This is a genomic window from Rhizobium sp. M10 (assembly GCF_002531955.1).
Taxonomy (GTDB): Bacteria; Pseudomonadota; Alphaproteobacteria; order Rhizobiales; family Rhizobiaceae; genus Rhizobium; species Rhizobium etli_C.
The window spans coordinates 280775-297967 of sequence record NZ_NWTA01000002.1 but is presented as its reverse complement, the minus strand read 5'-3'; the positions used below and the strand labels follow the sequence as shown (position 1 = coordinate 297967).

The 17193-nt window shown below is 61.1% G+C and carries 13 protein-coding genes, 1 tRNA gene and 1 pseudogene; 7 read left to right on the top strand and 8 right to left on the bottom strand.

The annotated features are described in order from the left end of the window. Positions 1-12: 12 nt before the first annotated feature. The 4 genes from araD1 to chvE all read right to left on the bottom strand — a co-directional run bounded on the left by araD1 (position 13) and on the right by chvE (position 5029). Positions 13-1008, bottom strand: coding sequence for an AraD1 family protein (gene araD1, locus CO671_RS03190; RefSeq protein WP_097605057.1), 996 nt, complete (start codon positions 1006-1008; stop codon positions 13-15). 117 nt (positions 1009-1125) lie between these two features. Beyond that, the gene (gene mmsB / locus CO671_RS03185; RefSeq protein WP_097604303.1) at positions 1126-2331 is read right to left on the bottom strand and encodes a multiple monosaccharide ABC transporter permease; all 1206 of its coding nucleotides are present in this window, start codon (positions 2329-2331) and stop codon (positions 1126-1128) included. Further along, positions 2328-3866, bottom strand: coding sequence for a multiple monosaccharide ABC transporter ATP-binding protein (mmsA, locus tag CO671_RS03180; RefSeq protein WP_038690642.1), 1539 nt, complete (start codon positions 3864-3866; stop codon positions 2328-2330). Before mmsA ends, mmsB begins: the two co-directional genes overlap by 4 nt. A 98-nt stretch (positions 3867-3964) precedes the next feature. After that, entirely contained in the window at positions 3965-5029 is a 1065-nt protein-coding gene (gene chvE, locus CO671_RS03175) for a multiple monosaccharide ABC transporter substrate-binding protein (protein ID WP_097604301.1), read from the bottom strand. Between the two features lie 270 nt (positions 5030-5299). Here chvE and CO671_RS03170 point away from each other — a divergent pair, with 270 nt between their 5' ends. Together CO671_RS03170 and CO671_RS03165 are read left to right on the top strand one after the other, a co-directional pair. Further along, positions 5300-6304: a LysR family transcriptional regulator gene (locus tag CO671_RS03170; RefSeq protein WP_097604298.1), complete on the top strand. Its 1005-nt coding sequence runs from the start codon at positions 5300-5302 to the stop codon at positions 6302-6304. 151 nt (positions 6305-6455) lie between these two features. Continuing rightward, entirely contained in the window at positions 6456-6926 is a 471-nt protein-coding gene (locus CO671_RS03165; RefSeq protein WP_097604295.1) for a hypothetical protein, read from the top strand. Here CO671_RS03165 and CO671_RS03160 read toward each other — a convergent pair whose 3' ends face one another. Then, a complete protein-coding gene (locus tag CO671_RS03160) occupies positions 6927-7211 on the bottom strand; it encodes a hypothetical protein (RefSeq protein ID WP_097604293.1) in 285 nt (94 codons plus the stop codon). Between the two features lie 199 nt (positions 7212-7410). On the opposite strand from CO671_RS03160, the gene iolG reads away from it, so the two are divergent. Further along, positions 7411-8403, top strand: a complete 993-nt coding sequence (iolG, locus tag CO671_RS03155; RefSeq protein WP_097604290.1) for an inositol 2-dehydrogenase — start codon at positions 7411-7413, stop codon at positions 8401-8403. A gap of 331 nt (positions 8404-8734) precedes the next feature. Here the strand turns inward: iolG and CO671_RS03150 are convergent, their stop codons facing one another. Further along, complete coding sequence (locus CO671_RS03150; RefSeq protein WP_097604287.1) at positions 8735-9958, bottom strand: ROK family protein; 1224 nt, start codon at positions 9956-9958, stop codon at positions 8735-8737. A 228-nt stretch (positions 9959-10186) separates the two neighbouring features. Between CO671_RS03150 and xylF the strand changes: the two genes are divergently transcribed. The 4 genes from xylF to CO671_RS03130 all read left to right on the top strand — a co-directional run bounded on the left by xylF (position 10187) and on the right by CO671_RS03130 (position 13875). Next, positions 10187-11227, top strand: coding sequence for a D-xylose ABC transporter substrate-binding protein (gene xylF / locus CO671_RS03145; RefSeq protein WP_097604284.1), 1041 nt, complete (start codon positions 10187-10189; stop codon positions 11225-11227). Between the two features lie 260 nt (positions 11228-11487). Next, complete coding sequence (locus CO671_RS03140) at positions 11488-12801, top strand: sugar ABC transporter permease (protein ID WP_097604282.1); 1314 nt, start codon at positions 11488-11490, stop codon at positions 12799-12801. Between the two features lie 14 nt (positions 12802-12815). Beyond that, on the top strand, positions 12816-13598 hold the full coding sequence (locus tag CO671_RS03135; protein WP_097604281.1) for an ATP-binding cassette domain-containing protein: 783 nt from the start codon (positions 12816-12818) through the stop codon (positions 13596-13598). A 200-nt stretch (positions 13599-13798) separates the two neighbouring features. Next, a tRNA-Arg gene (locus tag CO671_RS03130) sits at positions 13799-13875 on the top strand. A 190-nt stretch (positions 13876-14065) separates the two neighbouring features. On the opposite strand, the pseudogene CO671_RS34100 reads toward CO671_RS03130, so the two are convergent. Together CO671_RS34100 and CO671_RS03110 are read right to left on the bottom strand one after the other, a co-directional pair. Beyond that, positions 14066-14155 (bottom strand): annotated as a pseudogene (locus CO671_RS34100) (SAM domain-containing protein); the annotation flags it as partial. Positions 14156-15679: 1524 nt separating this feature from the next. Then, positions 15680-17038 carry a phosphatase PAP2 family protein gene (locus CO671_RS03110; RefSeq protein WP_245424944.1) on the bottom strand — a complete coding sequence of 453 codons (1359 nt, stop codon included), beginning with the start codon at positions 17036-17038 and terminating at the stop codon, positions 15680-15682. Between the last annotated feature and the right edge of the window lie 155 nt (positions 17039-17193).

Sequence of the window (17193 nt, the reverse complement as noted above, 5' to 3'; positions counted from 1 at the left end):
TGGCCTCGAATATCAGAGCTGCTTGACGGAAATCTCTTCCTCGGCCGCTACCTTCAGCGGATTGCGCAGCGGCAGGCCGAATTCGGCGACTTCAATCTCGAAGAGGTCGCCCTCTTCCGTCTTGATGCCGTCAGCAAAGGAAAGTGTCGCCGTTCCGAACATATGGACATGGACGTCGCCCGGAACCCGGAAGAGGCCATATTTGAAATGGTGATATTCCAGATTGGCGAAGGTGTGCGACATGTTCGCCTCGCCTGACAGGAAGGGCTTTTCGAAGATCACCTTGTCGCCGCGCTTGATGCGCGAGGTGCCGCGAATATCCTCCGGTGCTGCGCCGATGCGGATCTCAGGGCCGAAGCTTGCCGGGCGCAGCTTCGAATGGGCAAGGAAGAGATAGTTGATCCGCTCGGTCACGTGATCGGAAAATTCGTTCGACAACGCAAAGCCGATGCGGAAGGGCGAGCCGTCTTTGGCGATGACGTAAATGCCGGCCATTTCAGGCTCTTCGCCACCGTCGAGCGCGAAGGAGGGCGAGACGAGCGGCGCACCGGGGGCGGCAGTGCCATGGCCGTTGCCCTTGTAGAACCATTCGGGCTGCACGCCCTTTTCGCCGGCTTTCGGCTTGCCGTTCTCGAGACCCATCTTGAACATCTTCATCGAGTCGGTCAGCGTTTCCTCGGCCGCCTCGGTGGTTTTCTTGTGCATCGAATCGCGGGTGGCGGCTGAACCGAGATGGGTAAGGCCGGTGCCGGTCAGATGCAGATGGGCGGCGTCCGGATGGGTGATCGGCGGCAGGAAGCGGCCTTCCGCATAGGCTTTCTCGAGATCGACGGCATCGCCGAAGCCATGCGCCTCGATGACCGCGGCCAGCGACTTGCCGCCGTCGGCGGCTTCCATCGCCAGCTGATAGACGCTGCCGGCATTGTTGACCGATCTCGCCGCGCCGCCCTGCTCGCGCACGGCGACGACGATCTCTCCGTTGGCACCCTTGATCTGGGAAATAAGCACGACTTTGATCCTTCTCGTTTCCGCGAAGACAGAAAAGCTCCGCCTGTCCGGCCCCATCAGGAGCCGGAATCCATCTTTCATACGACTGCGAATGCCGGGGCTGGCGCCTGTCGGCGCTCAGCCCTTGTTCTTGTTGTAGACGTCGAAGAACACGGCGGCGAGAAGCACCGCACCCTTGACCATCTGCTGGAAGTCGATGCCGAGGCCGACGATCGACATGCCGTTGTTCATGACGCCCATGATGAATGCACCGATGACTGCGCCGGTGATCTTGCCGACGCCGCCGGAAGCCGAGGCGCCGCCGATGAAGCAGGCCGCGATCACGTCAAGCTCGAAGCCGACGCCGGCCTTCGGCGTTGCCGAGTTCAGGCGAAGCGCGACGATCATGCCGGCAAGGCCCGCAAGCACGCCCATGTTGACGAAGGTGTAGAAGCTGAGGCGCTGCGTGTTGATGCCCGAAAGCTTGGTCGCCTTTTCATTGCCGCCCATGGCATAGATGCGGCGGCCGATCGTCGTGCGCTTGGTGACGAAGGCGTAGATCGCGATCAGCACCAGCATGACGACGAGAACGTTCGGCAGGCCCCTGTAGCTGGACAATTGATAGCCGAGCCACCAAATGGCGCCCGAAACGACCAGGTTCTGGCCAATGAAGAAGCCCAGCGGCTCGACATCGATGCCATGGCTTTCGTTCACCTTGCGGCGGCGCCAGGCGAGGTAGAAGAGGATGACCGGCAGGATGACGGTCAGGATCAGCGAGGTCGACTGGACGGGCGTGCCGAAGATGTCGATCATGTCGCCCGGCAGGAAGCCGGTGCTGATGACCTGGAATTCCTTCGGGAACGGGCCGATGTTCTTGCCGGCCAGCACCGTCAGCGTCAGGCCGCGGAAGACGAGCATGCCTGCGAGCGTCACGATGAAGGACGGGATGCGGTGATAGGCGATGAAATAGCCCTGCGCAGCGCCGATAATGCCGCCGACGATCAGACAAATCAGGCCGGCGACCCAGAAATTCATGCCCCATGTCACGGTGAAGATTGCCGCGAGCGCGCCGACGAAGGCGACGATCGAACCGACCGACAGGTCGATATGCCCAGCCACGATGACGAGCAGCATGCCGAGCGCCATGATGACGATGAACGAATTCTGCAGGACGAGGTTCGTCAGGTTGACCGGCTTGAAGAGAATACCGCCGGTGTAGAACTGGAAGAATACCATGATCGCGACGAGCGCGATGAGCATGCCGTATTCACGAATGTTGCCGCGGATGTAGTCGGCAACAGAAACGACGTTGCTTTCCTCGGTTGCTGGGTTGACCGGAGTCATTGTCTCTTCTCCCCTGAGCGCATGATAGCGCGCATGATGGTTTCCTGGCTTGCTTCTCCCTTCGGCAGTTCGGCGACGATGCGTCCTTCGTTCATCACGTAGATGCGGTCACAAGTGCCAAGCAGTTCGGGCATTTCCGATGAGATCATCAGAACGCCCTTTCCATCGGCGGCAAGCTGGTTGATGATAGTATAAATTTCGTACTTTGCGCCAACGTCGATGCCTCGGGTAGGCTCGTCGAGGATCAAAATCTCGGGATCGGAAAACAGCCACTTCGACAACACCACCTTTTGCTGGTTGCCGCCGGAAAGATTGACCGTTTCCTGGAAGATGCCGTGCGAGCGAATGCGCAGCTTCGACCGGTAATCGGTCGCAACCTTCATCTCCGTGATGTCGTCGATGACGCTGTTCTTCGAAATTCCGTCGAGATTGGCGAGCGTCGTATTGTGCAGGATCGTGTCGTTGAGCACGAGGCCGAGCTGTTTGCGGTCCTCGGTGACATAGGCAAGACCTGCATCGATCGCCTTCCGCACGGTACTGACATCGACGGCCTTGCCGTCGACGAAGACCTCGCCGCTGATCTTGTGCCCGTAGGACTTGCCGAAGACGCTCATGGCGAATTCGGTGCGGCCCGCGCCCATCAGGCCGGCAATGCCGACGACCTCGCCCTTGCGCACGTTGACGTTTATGTTGTGCAGCACCTGGCGGTCGCGGTGATGCTGGTGATAGGCGTTCCAGTTCTTCACCTCGAAGATCGTCTCGCCGATCGGCACGGAGCGCGGCGGATAACGGTCGGCAAGGTCGCGGCCCACCATGTTCTTGATGATGATGTCTTCGCTGATCTCGTCGGCGTGACAGTCGAGCGTCTTGACGGTCATGCCGTCGCGCAGGACCGTGATCTGGTCGGCGACCTTGCGAATCTCGTTCAGCTTGTGGGAAATGATGATCGAGGTGATGCCCTGATTGCGGAACTCGATCAGGAGATTGAGCAGCGCGTCGGAGTCCTTCTCGTTGAGCGAGGCTGTGGGCTCGTCGAGGATGAGCAGCTTCACGCTCTTGGACAGCGCCTTGGCGATCTCGACGAGCTGCTGCTTGCCGACGCCGATATCGGTTACCAGCGTATTCGGGGATTCGCGCAGGCCCACCTTCTGCAGCAGCTGCTTCGTGCGGTTATACGTCTCTTCCCAGCTGATGACGCCCTTCTTGGCGTTCTCGTTGCCGAGGAAGATGTTTTCGCCGATCGACAGCAATGGCACGAGCGCCAGTTCCTGGTGAATGATGACGATGCCGATTTCTTCGGAATCCTTCAGGACCTTGAAGTGACGCGTCTCGCCTTCATAGACGATGTCGCCTTCATAGCTTCCTGTCGGATAGACGCCCGATAGCACTTTCATCAGGGTCGATTTGCCGGCCCCGTTTTCGCCCACCAATGCGTGGATCTCACCCTGGCGAACCTTGAGGTTCACGTTCTCCAGCGCCTTGACGCCCGGGAACGTCTTGGTGATGCTCCGCATTTCGAGGATGGTATTGTCCATAGTCAAAGTTCCAGCGCCTTGAGCCGCCGAGCGGCTTGGCGATCATAAAATCGAAGGCCGGAACCCGCAAGCACGCGGGCTCCGGCCTCGTGTTTAACTTACTTCAGCTTGTCTTCGGTGTAGTAACCGCCGTCGACCAGGATCTGCTTGTAGTTGGTCTTGTCGACCGAAACCGGCTTCAGCAGATAGGACGGAACGATCTTGACGCCGTTGTCGTAGGTCTTCGTGTCGTTGACCTCGGGCTCCTTGCCGGACATGACGGCATCGACCATGGCAACAGTGACCTTGGCGAGTTCGCGGGTGTCCTTGAAGACCGTCGAGTGCTGTTCGCCAGCGATGATCGACTTGACCGACGGGACTTCGGCGTCCTGACCGGAAACGATCGGGAGCGGCTGGTCAGCCGAACCGTAGCCGACGCCCTTCAGCGAGGAGATGATGCCGATCGAGAGACCGTCATAGGGAGACAGGACGGCATCGACCTTGGCGTCGGTGTAGTTGGCCGAGAGCAGGTTGTCCATGCGGGCCTGGGCCGTAGCCGCATCCCAACGCAGGGTGCCGACCTTGTCCATGCCGGTCTGGCCGGACTTCACGACGAGCTTGCCGCTATCGATGTAGGGCTGCAGGACCGACATTGCGCCATCATAGAAGAAGAAGGCGTTGTTGTCGTCCGGCGAACCGCCGAAGAGTTCGATGTTGAACGGGCCCTTGCCATCCTTGAGGCCGAGGGCGTCAACGATGGAGGTCGCCTGCAGAACGCCGACCTGGAAGTTGTCGAAGGTGGCGTAGTAGTCGACGTTGGCCGAGTCGCGGATCAGGCGGTCATAAGCGATGACCTTGATGCCGGCGTCGTGAGCCTTCTGGAGAACGTCGGAAAGCGTCGTACCGTCGATCGAAGCGATGACGAGAACCTTGGCACCCTTGGTGACCATGTTTTCGATCTGCGACAGCTGGTTCGGAATATCGTCGTCAGCATACTGCAGGTCGGTCTTGTAGCCGGCGGCCTCGAGCTGCTTGACGATGTTGTTGCCGTCGTCGATCCAGCGAGCGGAGGACTTCGTCGGCATCGCGATGCCGACGAGCCCCTTGTCCTGCGCCATAGCAGGCATAACGAACGAAGCGACGCCGAAGGCAGCCGCAGCCATCAATGAGATAATGGATTTCATTTCTCTCTCCCTTGTTAATAGAGCAGCGGACGAAAAATCGCCCGCCCCGAAACTGTGGCAGGTTCCGTATTGGATAGTTACTTCAGATGGTGAGAAACGAAGTAGGTCTCCTCCACGATCTCACACGTGTTGAGTGCCAACCAGCACACGGCGGCAAACTGGTATGGATTCCTATAACTGTCAAATAGAATAAGTGGTAATGTGCATAACAATTTTGGTATATCGTTAAAAAGTATTACTTTTGATGGAGCGCAGTGGGAGGCTGCAACCATGACGATCGTTTCAGAGCCCATTTCGATGGATCACGTCGATATCCACAGCGACAGTTTCGGCGATGACAGCCTTTTACGGGCAGGACTTAAGCTGAATCACCTGCGCATGATCGTCGCAATCGAAGATAGCGGACAGATTTCCGCAGCTGCGGAAGTCCTCAACATTTCGCAGCCCGCCGCATCGCGCATGCTGTCCGAAATGGAATCAATCACCAAGACTCAGCTCTACGAGCGGGTGGCCCGCGGCGTGGTGCTGACGACCTTCGGCGCGGCCCTTGCGAGACGTGCCAGGAAGATCCTGCTGGAGCTGCGCGAAGCGAGCCGCGAGATCGGCGAATTGAAGAGCGGCAAGGGCGGCTCGGTCTTCATCGGCGCGGTGACGGCGCCGGCCATGAGCCTCGTCGTGCCGGCGATCAACAGGGTGCGCAAGGCCTATCCCGGCATCGAGATCAACATCCAGGTGGAGACCAGCAACGTGCTCGCCCGCGAGCTGCTCGCCGCCCGCCACGACTTCATCATCGGCCGCATTCCCGACGATCTCAATCCGCGCCTGTTCGAGGTCAAGGAGATCGGCATCGAACGCGCCTGCCTGATCGTGCGCAAGAGCCATCCGCTTTTAAAGCACAAGGTGAGCAGTCTTGCCGACGTCAGGGATTACGACTGGGTGTTTCAGCCGCCGGGCACGCTGTTGCGCCGCACGATCGAGGACATTTTCCTGGCGCGCGGCGTGGCGCTGCCGGAAAATATCGTCAACACCTCCTCGCTGCTGCTGACCTGCGCCATCGTCTGCGAAACCGATGCGATCGCCCCCGTCGCCGTCGATGTCGCCCATTTCCTCGCCAGCCAAGGCGCCAAGGCCTCCGACGTGCGCGTGCTGCCGATCGATTTCGACATCAACGTCAAGCCCTACAGCCTGATCGCGGCAAGCGAACGGGCGCTGCCACCGAGCGCACGACTGCTCTACGACATAATCCTCGAGGAAAGCTTGAAGCAGGCGGGATAGGTCCGCAAGCCCGGCGCCATCTTCGCCGGTCTTAATGTGCGCCGGAGCAATTTCGGCAAATGCGCAGCGGTTTTTTGCGTCCGGAAATTGCGTGAAAAAATAGAGCACGTCGGCCGATCGCAGACGCCGGAATGCTCTTCAAGGAAGCGGGATGCTGTTCGGACAGTCGGTATTTCAATCAGTGCTCGAGCGGCTGAAGGCGCAGGACGATACGGTGGAAGACGACGCCGAAGCGTCGGCCGCCCACCGTGTGGCGGGCCTCGGCACCGGCTTCGCCTTCGATGTCATGGAGGGTGTCTCGGCCGCCTCACAGCGGATCGGCGAAGCCTATTTCGACAATCTGGAACACGAAGCCGCAGCCGGGCCCGTGGAAAAACCGGGGCCTCTGCTTCCACCCGCGCCTGTGATGCCGGATCACCTTACCCGCACGGCCCCGCAAGAGGTTGCCGCCGAACTGGCGATCTCGGCGGTCGATACGCCGCTGACGCTCGGAGAGAAGCGCCGCGCCTTCGCACGCGCCAATCATCCCGACGGCGTCGCCCTGCCCTTCCGCGACAATGCGACGAAGCGGATGATGCTGGCCAATCTCCTGATCGACGAGGCGCTCAGGCGATTGCGCTGATTATTCCGCCTGCCCGTCCTTCGACGGCTTGTCCGCAGCTGGCGCCGCGGCCTTTTCGTCGTCGTCAGCGTCAGGCACGGCTGCGGGCTCCGCGACCTCGGGCTGCGGATTGAAGCTCCAGAACAGCATATAATACGCATAGGCGCCCGCCCCGGCCGAGATGACGGCCCAGAAGGGATCCCCGCCGATGATCTCGACCGCAGCCCAGCCGAAGCAGACGGCCACGATGGCAATCCGCACCCAGAGGCGCCGGTATGCCGGATGGTTCGGATCGATCAGTTGCATCTGTGCCCCACAGTCCAATATGTCACACATGCCCCCGGCATGTGTCGCACCCATTGTGGTCAGGTGTCGCGCTTGTCTTTAGTTTGAATCTTGCAAATGTGAAAGAGCCGCGGGCTTGACGCGACGCAGAGAAGATGGAATGAAAATTCCAGATTTTGGGTAATTCGGTTTATTTGTTCCGAATTCAAGGGAGGTTCCTATGACAGTGAGATTTGGTCTTCTCGGCGCCGGCCGCATCGGCAAGGTTCACGCCAAGGCCGTCAGCGGCGACGCCAATGCGACTCTGGTCGCGGTCGCGGACGCCTTTCCGCAAGCGGCCGAAGCCATCGCCTCGGCCTATGGCTGCGAGGTCCGCACCATCGAGGCGATCGAGGCCGCCAAAGATATTGACGCCGTCGTCATCTGCACGCCGACGGACACCCATGCCGACCTGATCGAGCGCTTCGCACGCGCCGGCAAGGCGATCTTCTGCGAAAAGCCGATCGACCTCGATGTCGCCCGCGTCAAGGCCTGCATCAAGGTGGTGGAAGAAACCGGCGCCAAGCTGATGGTCGGCTTCAACCGCCGCTTCGATCCGCATTTCATGGCGGTGCGCAAGGTGATCGACGACGGCAAGATCGGCGATGTCGAGATGGTCACGATCACCTCGCGCGATCCCGGCGCCCCGCCGGTCGACTATATCAAGCGCTCGGGCGGCATCTTCCGCGACATGACGATCCACGATTTCGACATGGCCCGCTTCCTGCTCGGCGAAGAGCCGGTCTCGGTGCTGGCGACCGCCGCCGTGTTGGTCGACAAGGCGATCGGCGAAGCCGGCGACTATGACAGCGTCTCGGTGATCCTGCAGACCGCCTCCGGCAAGCAGGCCGTCATCTCCAACTCCCGCCGCGCCACCTATGGCTACGACCAGCGCATCGAAGTGCACGGCGCCAAGGGCATGGCCGCGGCCGAAAACCAGCGCCCGGTCTCGATCGAAGTCGCCAACGGCGACGGCTACACCCGCCCGCCGCTGCATGACTTCTTCATGACCCGCTACACCGAAGCCTACGCCAACGAAATCGCCGCCTTCATCGCCGCAATCGAAAAGGGCACGAAGATCTCGCCCTCCGGCGCCGACGGTCTCGCAGCGCTGGCGCTTGCCGACGCCGCGGTGCAGTCGGTCAAGGAAGGCAAACTGATCAAGGTTGGCTGACGGCCCTCTCCCGACCGCCAGTCATGCATGAGATGGCCGGGCACACGCCCGGCCGTTTTGCGTTTGATTGGGCTAAGCTCAAAAAGGCCCCTCCTCACCGGGAAAAGGGTGAGTGAGACGGTGCCTGTCCCCTTCGCCCCTGCGGGGAGAAGGTGGCCCGAAGGGTCGGATGAGGGGGCCGCGGACACAAGGCTGGCCGGTCCAAGCTACCAGCTGCTCCAAGGCCTAAAACAGTATTATGACAGAGACTTAAAGAAATCTCTGTCGGCGGTTGTGGCCCCCTCATCCGCCCTTCGGGCACCTTCTCCCCGCTGGGGCGAAGGGGGAACCACTACTCCCCGCCCTGCACGCCTGAGACTACAATATCCTGGTCGATCACCGACAGCGCCCGGTTGAGGTGGCCTTCGAAGACCAGGATGGGTTCTTCGGGGACGATGCGGATTTCCGGCATGCCTTCCATGCGCACGATATGCGACTGGCCGAGGCCCTCTTCGATGCCCTGGCGCAGCAGGTCGTAATAGCGCGTGCCGGGGCCGGTGATGGCGATGGGCATGCGTTCGGTGAGGCTGAGCATGCGCGACAGGCCGTTACCGAGGGCAAGCCCCGCCTGGCGGAAGGCGAAGGCGGAGGTGCGGTGGCCCTGGCGGGCCTTGGCGGCGATCTTGTCGAGTTCGGCGACGGGCACGAATTTGGCGGGGATCGTATCGAGCGGCACTTCAAAGGCGCTGCGCAGGATGGCGTAGAATCCGGCATAGGCTTCGATACAGCCGCGGGTGCCGCAGCGACAGAGGCCGCCACCCGCCATATGCAGCATGTGGCCGAAATTCGGCGCCGAGACCTCCTGCCCGGTCTGCCCTCCCCGCCGGACGATGCCGAGGCCGATGCTGTGGCCGAGGGAAAGGGCGGCGAGCGAGCGGAAATCGGCGCCCTTGACGATCTCCTCGCGCGCGCCGAGTGCGGCGGCGACCAGCAGCGTCTCGTTATCGAGGATGACCTTGGCCTGCCAATCCGGCCGCAGCGCCGATTCGAAATCGATCTGGTCGCTGCCGAAGATCGGCGACCAGACGAGCACCGGCTCGGTGGAATCGACCAGGCCCTTGCTGCTGATCGAGATCAGCAGCACTTTTTCCTGGGTAATCCGGGAGCGATCGAGGATGCGCAAAAGGCCGGCGCGCACGCCCTCCACGAAGCGGCCAGCCCCTGAGGGATCATGCGAGCGCTCTTCGCTGAAGCGGTCGATCAGCTTGCCGGCATAATCCACCAGCGAATATTGCACCGCATCCGAGGAGATGATGACGACGATGAGATAGCCGCAATCGCGCCGCTGCCGGAGCAGCACGCGCGGCCGGCCGCGGCCGCTTGCCGCCTGCTGCTCGGATTTTTCGATGATCTGGGCGCGTTCCAGATCGGCTGTGATCGCCGAGATGGTGGCCGAGGACAGCCCGGTGAAATCGGAAATTTCGGTATGGGCGAGCGCGCCGTGACGGCGCAGCACGGACAGCACGAGCACGCTGTTTCTCTGCCGGACCAGCTCCGTGCTCGACTTGGTCAGCATGAATGCCGCCCTCTCCTCCTGCTTGCTCCACCCGTGGTTTCCACTGCATGTCCGACCGCCGTTGCGCAAGCGAATTAAGCCGGTAGTGCAGTGTTGACAGTTGAAAAAATCTCTGACATCAAATTTCTCGACTGTCGAGAAAATAATCCGAACTTTCCTCGACAGGTGTATCGCGGTGGCCGGAGGAAGCATGGGCTGGGCCGGTCGCAACTCACTCGGGAGGACATTATGAAGTCTATTTTGAAATTGATGGCGGGCGCTGCCATTCTCGTTTCCGTGCACACCGCCGCCATGGCTGCCGATCTCGTCGTCGGCGTTTCCTGGTCGAATTTCCAGGAAGAGCGCTGGAAGACGGACGAAGCCGCGATCAAGAAGGCTCTCGAAGCCAAGGGCGCCAAGTATATTTCCGCTGACGCGCAGTCTTCTGCCGCCAAGCAGCTGACCGACGTCGAATCGCTGATTTCGCAGGGCGCCAACGCGCTGATCATTCTCGCCCAGGATTCCGACGCCATCGGCCCGGCGATCGAAAAGGCCGCCGCCGAAGGCATTCCGGTTGTCGGCTACGACCGCCTGATCGAAAACCCGGCCGCCTTCTACATCACCTTCGACAACAAGGAAGTCGGCCGCCTGCAGGCCGAAGGCGTCTTCAAGGCGAAGCCGGAAGGCAACTATGTCTTCATCAAGGGCTCGTCCTCCGACCCGAATGCCGACTTCCTGTTCTCGGGCCAGCAGGAAGTGCTGAAGGCAGCGATCGATGCCGGCAAGATCAAGAATGTCGGCGAGGCCTATACGGACGGCTGGCTGCCGGAGAACGCCCAGCGCAACATGGAGCAGTTCCTGACCGCCAACAACAACAAGGTTGACGCCGTCGTCGCCTCCAACGACGGCACGGCCGGCGGCGCGATCGCAGCGCTCGACGCCCAGGGCCTCGCCGGCTCCGTTCCGGTTTCCGGCCAGGACGGTGACAAGGCGGCGCTGAACCGCATCGCTCTCGGCACGCAGACGGTTTCCGTCTGGAAGGACAGCCGCGAACTCGGCAAGCGCGCAGCCGAAATCGCTCTCGACCTCGCCGGCGGCAAGGACATGAGCAAGATCGACGGCGCACAGGCCTTCAAGGGCGGGCCGAAGGGCGTGGAAATGCAGTCGGTTTTCCTGAAGCCGCTCGCCATCACCAAGGACAATCTGAACGTCGTCATCGACGCCGGCTGGATCTCCAAGGCTGAAGCCTGCCAGGGCGTGAAGTCCGACACGGTCGCCGCCTGCAAGTAAGAAAGCTCGAGATTGAACTGCCGGCGCCGCAGCGGAAAGACCGTTGCGGCGCCGGATGCGGATGCGAACTCCAAGGATGCAGTTCCTCCGCCCCGCCGCGCCATCGCGGACTTGCATTCCCTGCCGGAAGGGTGTCGCGACGCCACGCCACGGTTTCCGGAAGCATCACGATGGTCAGTTGAAGAACGGACGATGACGCCGCCGACCGTTTCGGGCACGCCGGCGCACCCGTCCAAACACAATGGGGGAACGGCAAACCCATGGCCGAAATGGTAAAATCCACCACATCAAGCGGGCCGCGAACGGCGGAAGCCAATCCGGTGACCCGCTTCTTCCGCGCCACCGAAATCGACACACGCCTGCTCGGCATGATCGGCGCACTCGTCATCATCTGGATCGGTTTCCACATCATCACCGGTGGCCTGTTCCTGACGCCGCGCAATCTCTGGAACCTCTCGGTCCAGACGACCGACATCGCGATCATGACGACGGGCATGGTGCTGATCATCGTCACCCGCAACATCGACCTTTCGGTCGGCTCCGTGCTCGGCCTCTGCGGCATGATCATGGGCGTGACCCAGGCGAAGATCCTGCCTGAGTATATCGGCTTCGACAGCCCCTTCACCTGGGTGATCACCCTGATCGTCGGCCTGATCGCCGGCGGCCTGATCGGCACCTTCCAGGGCATGATCATCGCCTTCCTGAACGTTCCCTCCTTCATCGTCACCCTCGGTGGCCTGCTGGTCTGGCGCGGCGCGACCTGGCTCGTCACCAGCGGCCAGACGGTTGCCCCCATGGACCAGACTTTCCGCATCATGGGCGGCGGCGCGGAGGGCTCGATCGGCGCCACCTGGAGCTGGATCGTCGGCATCGCCGCCTGCCTCTTCGTCATCGCCAGCATCATCGGCTCACGCCGTCAGCGCCGCCGCTTCGGCTTTCCGCGCCGGCCGATCTGGGCGGAATATTTCCTCGCCACCTTGAGCTGCGTGCTGATCCTCGGCGCCGTCTCGATCGCCAACAGCTATTACTGGCCGATCAACATCGCCAAGAAATATGCCGAGACCAACAATATCCCCTGGCCGGAAACCGGCCTGGATATTCCCTACGGCATCGCCGTGCCGGTGCTGATCGCCATCATCGTCGGCATCATCATGACCTTCATCGCCACCCGCCTGCGCTTCGGCCGCTATGTCTTCGCGATCGGCGGCAACCCCGAGGCGGCCGAGCTCGCCGGCATCAAGACCCGCTGGGTGACGGTGCGCATCTTCGCGCTGATGGGCGTCCTCGCGGCCATTGCAGCGGCGATTTCCACCGCCCGCCTCAATGCGGCGACGAACTCGCAGGGCACGCTCGACGAGCTCTACACCATCGCCGCCGCCGTGATCGGCGGAACGTCGCTGGCGGGCGGCACCGGCACGATCGCCGGCGCCATGCTCGGCGCGCTGGTCATGCAGTCGCTGCAATCGGGCATGGTGCTCGCGCATGTCGACACCCCGCTGCAGAGCGTCGTCGTCGGCACCGTCCTTGTCGTGGCGGTCTGGCTCGACACCGTCTATCGCGCCCGTGCCAAGTGAGAGGAGCCCCAGACATGGCTGATCAACGCACTCCCCTCGTGGAACTGAAAAACATCTCGATCTCCTTCGGCGGCATCCACGCCGTGGACAATGCCTCGGTCGATCTCTACCCCGGCGAAGTGGTCGCCCTTCTCGGCCATAACGGCGCCGGCAAATCAACGCTGATCAAGATCCTCTCCGGCGCCTACAAGCGCGACTCGGGCGAGATCCTGATCAACGGCGAGCCGGCCGACATCCGCAATCCGCGCGATGCCAAGAAATACGGGATCGAGACGATCTACCAGACGCTTGCCGTGGCCGACAATGTCGACGCCGCCGCCAACCTCTATCTCGGCCGCGAGCTGAAGACCCGCTGGGGCACGCTCGACGACGTGGCGATGGAGGCCTCGGCGCGCGAAGTGATGGGGCGGCTCAACCCCAACTTCAAGCGCTTCAAGGAGCCGGTGAAGGCGCTTTCGGGCGGCCAGCGGCAATCGGTGGCGATCGCCCGCGCGATCCTCTTCAACGCCCGCATCCTGATCATGGACGAGCCGACGGCAGCGCTCGGCCCCCAGGAGACGGCGCAGGTGGGCGAGCTGATCAAGCAGCTGAAGAAGGAAGGTATTGGCATCTTCCTCATCAGCCACGACATCCACGACGTCTTCGACCTCGCCGACCGCGTCTCGGTGATGAAGAACGGCCAGGTGGTGGGCCACGCCCGCACCGAGGATGTGACCAAGGACGAGGTGCTGGGCATGATCATCCTCGGCAAGGTGCCGCCGAAAGCCATCCCCGGCCCCGGCGCCATGCAGATCTGAGCGCTTTAAGCTCATCGCCCAACAACCGCTCCGCCGCCCGCAAGGCCGGCGGAGTTTTTATGTCAGCCCCCACAGCTGACGAATAAAAACACCCTGCAAAACCGCAAGCATCGGTATTTCTGGGAATTTCGCGATTGAAGCCGGCCGCAAGCTAGGCTAAGAACCACCCATCGGCAGGCGATTCAAACCGCCTCAGGCATGCACCCGTAGCTCAGCTGGATAGAGTGTTGGATTCCGATTCCAAAGGTCACAGGTTCGAATCCTGTCGGGTGCGCCACTTCTTCTCACGCTTGCCATGATAGCGAAATGGCTTGGCATATGTGCCACCAAGCTTTCAGGATCGAGCTGCGCTGACAGCGCTGTTGATCCCGACCAGATCGCGGAAGAGCACGCTGAGACGCAGCTTCGGGCGTGGTTTCGGAAGCGGCTGAAGCAGGAGGCTGTTCGGCCAGGCGTGACTGCGCAAGTCAATTGATAGCAGCTAGAATAATCTTCCGGTGGCCAAGCGAGACACCGAGCTCCTGGGGGTCGGATTCCGCGATATGAGGGAGCGCTCGAAGATCAACGTCATTCTTGACGAAGGCCTCAGCATACTGGCAGAGACCGAGTTGACGGAGTCAATCCTCAATCGTCTCATCGACGTTCATTCCGCTTGCGCCTCCGGAACTCATCAGCGACATCGGCGGCTCAATCGTGTCTTGCCCGCGAAGACCGTGGTACACCGCCGTGTCGACGCCTAGCCCACCTTTGATCGCCTGAAGGGGCAGTTTCGTCGGATCGCCGGATGCGTGCGCCATCGACGATGAAGCCGTTGGCAGCCCTGGCCGAACTGGGGGCCCGAGGCGGCAAGGCGCTGTAACAAGCCTGCAGCGTCGCGCCTTCCTCCGCCGGCGCGACACTACGAATCTTGAGGCAGACGTGGCACTGGTTGGCTGGACACGGCTGACTTTGCCTATATCTTAGAACGCAGCCGACCTAGTGTTGTCTAGATATCTCATTTGTTGCCCGGCCCACTCGAACCGCAGTCGTTGCAGTTGGTGTTGTCGGGATTGCCCTTATTCGTTGAGGTATCCTTGGTGCCACCGCTGCTTCCAGCGTTGTCGTTCGGCGGCGGCTTACCGCTTTCACCCATGGTTGTGGTTTCGTCCCGTGAGTTGCTGCTAGCTGCTAACGTCGGCACAAGCCCAGCGAATAGAAGCGCTAGCGCGGTGAGAACCGGAAGTATAAGTCTGGACATGGTCATACTCCTTGATGAGAGTCATTGACTCAGGAACGCCAGAGGGTGCCTTTTCGGCTGTGCTGGCTCCCTCTCTGGCGTAGGTCGCCAACCGCTGCAAATCCTCGATGCCGTCTCCGGCGGACGCTAAAAGGGATGTCTCGATTCTGATCAGAGGAGGCAGGCTACCGCTCCCACGGCTAGCTATGCCTCGCAATCTCCCATTGGAGAGCCGCTCCCCATAGCGAACCGCTTTGCGACCGCAGCTTGGAACAGGAGACGGACTATATTTTTCGGATTTTGAATACTAAAATACATGCAACAATCAATCAATTAGCTCTTAAGTAATATGACTAGATAGTCCGGATTATACAGTTGAGTTGGCGGATCTTTCGGACCGACTAGGCCTGCTCGCCGCGATCGTCCGGAAAGTACCCGAACATGTCTGCCTGCTAAGGACCGCTCGCCTGTCGTTCGAAGTCAGGCGACGGGCCTCACCACCACTCCAGAACAAAACTGGGCACCGCAGCGATAGCGGCTTTGCGCCGCATGGCAGTCATTCCTGCAGCCCCGTCCATTCGCCAAAAGCGGACATTGCTATTGCAGAGGCCGCGGGCAGCGTTGCGGTAGGCAGCTTTGCGCCAATTTCCGGACTTTCGGTGTGTTCGCGAGCCGCGCGGCGCCGCGCGGCAAATTCACGACCATGGGAACGACCGAGCGGCTCGCGGCTCGCTCACACCTGTTTATGCTGATGCGCCGCGGGGTCTCGATACTCGCGATCTCGTCGGTGCAAAAGAAATGCTCGACCAACTGCGAGAGGTACTATTTGCAAACGGTCGAGATCGTATCCTGCCTGCTTCCTCCGCTAGTCCGCCCCGTCCGTTTTTGCCCGCTCGATGAATTTCGCCGCCACCGCTTTGCCAAGTGCGGCACCCGCCTGGTTGTCCATTTCATAGTGGATACCAGCCCAGACGCGGGAATCGCCCGCCTCTTTGCCAACCGCGCGGACGAACTCCGCATGGCCGGGAAACAGGTACGCCAGGACCTCGCATCGGGCAGTTGAAAGCGTGGAGTGGTTCGACGGATAACTGGGATGGGCTGGCACCGCGAACAGGGGAGTGATGCTCGCGTCAAGCATGTTGGGCCGCAGATACCAATAGGCGTACTTCCCGTCGTTGCTTGCAATGTAGGCGTCGTAATAGACCGTTGCGAGCATCGCGTAAGCCCGCGCGGCGCGCGGCGGGTTCGTATCCGTCTTGTCCTCGAACATCCACTTGCTGGCATAGTCATACCAGTCGGTGAACAGGCCGGATGGGCTTTGCCAGTAGAACGCTTTATAGTTATTAGGGAATTTTCGTTCAAACTGTCGGATTGCATCCGTCTCGGCCTTTACAGCTGGGGACTGGCAGTCGGGTGGCGCCGGCGGCCTGAATTCATCGGCTGCTGCCAGCACGATCGGCTTCCAGTTTGGCATGGTTACATTGGCGGGTTTGCTCCCGACCCACATGCACGGCCCGGTCGGAACAGTGCCGGTCCACGCTGCATCGGAGCCATCGGCCTTTGCCCGCGCAATCACCTGCTCTGCGACCCTCCGCCCCAACTCCAGACCGGCGGAAGAATCGCTTGGGAACTGCACACCGGCAAGCACACGCGACTGTGCCGCTTCTTCTGCCATTGCCTTGAACGACGATGTCTCTTCGGGAAAGAAATAAGAAAGAACGGTCGCGGCGGCTCCGGCGGCTGCTGCGTGTTCAGATGGATAGGAGGGACTGCGGGGCGTAGGCAGCGCAGTCGGCAGTGTCGCATCCGCCTCGCTCGGGCGCGGCCGATTGTAGAAGTACTTCGCGTCCCACGCAGCGATAGTGGCGTCGTACATCGCCATCGTCAAATAGGTGTAGACGCGGTGCGCATTTGGAATCTGCTGGTTTTCGAGAAGGCGATTGTTGACCAGATCGATCCATCGGTACCCAGGCGAGCCGGCGTCCCAAAAGGTGATTTTGTCGGCGGCAGCCGGATCCTTTTGCGCCAAGAGATCCCGCATCTGTGCCAGTTCGGCTGCTGCGGCGGAGGCGTCGGGCGGCGGTGGGACTCGGAAGTCCTCGCCAGACGTGATTACCCACGTCTTCCACGTTCCAGCCTCTGGTTCTATCAAATCCGATTGGGCGAAAGCACAGTTCCCTGAAAAAAGGATTACCGCGCAGGCCTTGCCAAAACCGCTAAGCATGTGAGCCTCCCATACGTTGCCCCGCTGCCCTTCTATGTTCATTTTAGCAAAGTCTAATTATACAGCGAGGCGCTGTTCAATAAAAGGATCAAGTTAGAGCACGGCAGCGTTGTGATATTCTAAGCCGAATGGCTGTTATGCGCCGCATCTCGGTC